2 protein-coding genes are annotated in these 2,410 nt (G+C 56.4%); one reads left to right on the forward strand and one right to left on the reverse strand.

What is annotated here, in order from left to right; translation table 11 throughout:
• A partial coding sequence (locus AAH187_RS05780) for a CocE/NonD family hydrolase (protein WP_342347489.1) occupies nt 1-1,854 on the forward strand: 1,854 nt, incomplete at its 5' end.
• On the opposite strand, the gene AAH187_RS05785 is transcribed toward AAH187_RS05780, so the two are convergent.
• A partial coding sequence (locus AAH187_RS05785) for a hypothetical protein (protein ID WP_342347490.1) occupies nt 1,851-2,410 on the reverse strand: 560 nt, incomplete at its 5' end. The two genes, AAH187_RS05780 and AAH187_RS05785, sit on opposite strands and share 4 nt — an antisense overlap.

Genomic DNA, 2,410 nt, shown 5'->3' on the forward strand with positions numbered 1-2,410 from the left:
GACGAGCCGATCCATCGGTATTTTGCGGCGCATGGCTATGCCAGCATTCGCGTGGATATTCGGGGATCAGGGGATTCGGAAGGGATCCTGCATGATGAATATTCCCATCAGGAACATGACGACGCACTGGAAATCATCACCTGGATCGCCAAACAACCCTGGTGTTCCGGCGCGATCGGGATGATGGGGATTTCCTGGGGAGGATTCAATGCGCTTCAGGTCGCGGCGCGGAATCCGGCGAATCTGAAAGCCATCATCACGTTATGTTCAACTGATGACCGGTACGCGGATGACGCGCATTATATGGGCGGCTGTCTCTTAAATGAGAATATGCAGTGGGGTTCCATGCTGACCCTGTACTCGGCGCTGCCGCCTGATCCGGAAATTGTGGGCGACAAATGGTGGGACATGTGGCAGGAACGGTTAAACAATCTCGAACCGTTTCCCGTGGTCTGGATGCGCCACCAATCGCGGGACAATTATTGGAAACATGGGTCGGTGTGCGAAAATTACGCCGGCATTCGCTGTCCGGTTTACGCCATCGGAGGCTGGGCCGATGGCTATACCAACGCCATCCCACGGCTCATGACCCATCTCTCCTGTCCGAAAAAATCGCTTATCGGTCCGTGGGCCCATGTCTTTCCGCAAGACGGCGTTCCCGGCCCTGCCATCGGCTTTCTGCAGGAAGCCGTCAGATGGTGGAACCACTGGCTGAAAGGCGAGGAAACAGGAATCATGGATGAACCCGCATTTCGGGTATGGATGCAGGAGAGTCAGCCCCCGCAACCTCAATACGCCGAATGGCCGGGGAGATGGGTAGCGGAAGACACCTGGCCAAGTCCCCGGATCAGCGAGCGCCGCTGGTTCTTAGAACAGGGACATCTCTCCCCTATTCCCGAAAAACCCACGGAGCTGTCGTTTTGCTCACCACAGACAACCGGGGTCCGGTCCGGAGAATGGTGCGGATTCGGCGCGGATGGTGAAATGCCACGCGACCAGCGACCCGACGATGGCGGTTCCCTCGTCTTCGATAGTGATCCGCTCACCGAACGACTTGAGATCTTAGGCGCACCGGTCGTGACACTGGATCTATGCGTCAATCAACCGGTGGCGATGATCGCCGTCCGTCTAGGAGAAGTCGCCCCCGACGGGTCCGTTCTGCGTGTGACGTACGGGCTGTTGAATCTCACCCATCGCGAGAGTCATGAAACACCGCAACCGCTCGAGCCGGGCCGATGGTATCAGGTACGGGTGCAACTCAACGACCTTGCCCATGCATTCCCTCCGGGCTCCCGGATCAGGCTCTCACTCTCCACCAGTTACTGGCCGATTGCCTGGCCGCCGCCCGTTCCTGTGACGTTGACCGTCCGGACTGGCATGAGCAATGTGACCCTTCCCGTACGACCTCCCCGCCAGGAAGATGAAGCGTTACGGCCTTTTGGTCCACCCGAAGCCGCACCCGGCACCCCCCATAAAAAACTCCGGCAACTCAGCATGCGGCGAACCATTGAGATCGATCTCGCAAGCAACGAAATGGTTTACACGTTACGGAGTGACGGGGGAGAATTTGACGGCGCCTCACATGCCAGGATTGAAGAGATCGATCTCGATGTGGGATACACCCTCTTTAAACGCTATCGGATTCTTGAAAAAGATGCGCTGTCAGCTCAGACGGAACTGACACAGACCGCCCACTTGAAACGTCGGGACTGGTCGATTTGGCTGGAATGTCGGACACGGCTCACCGCCACGACCGAAACGTTTCAGTTTGCGGGAGAACTGGAAGCCTATCACGGCGATCAACTCATCAAAAGACTTGATTGGGCACTGGCGATTCCACGGTCGCTTATTTAACCGGTTGCGACCGCAAGCCGGGTAATGGCTGCGTGAAGAATCTTTTGTAACATCTCAGTATATTGTATGCCCGCAAAGCCCGCCATAAAGGCCAGCTTGCCGTCGTAAGCCCAAGCCGGATTCGGATTCACCTCCATCAGCTTTGGCGTATGGTCCGACCCGACGCGAAAATCAAACCGTGCGTAGTCGCGCAATCCGAACCTCCTGAACAAGATCCGCACCCAGGCTTTCATCTGTTCCTCAAGACCCGGATCAAGGACAGCCTGTGTAAATTTAATGTCTGTCCAGTTCGGGGAGTCGGGATAGGCCTTCGATTCAAATGACAAAATCGGATCCAGGCCTGCGGGAAGCCGCGAAAAATCGACTTCAAGGGGTGGCAGGATACAAAAATCGGTTTCGAGGTTGCCGATCACCCCGATGCCGAATTCCGGTCCAGGCAGATATTCCTGCATCAACGCATCACGACCGGGAAGTGTGGAGCGCAGCGAGCTGATGCTTTGTGTAGCGACGATGGGGATGCATTTGGCTTGGCGCGAGAGCGCAAATAACTTCTCAT

This window comes from uncultured Nitrospira sp., assembly GCA_902500695.1.
Classification (GTDB): Bacteria; Nitrospirota; Nitrospiria; order Nitrospirales; family UBA8639; genus Nitrospira_E.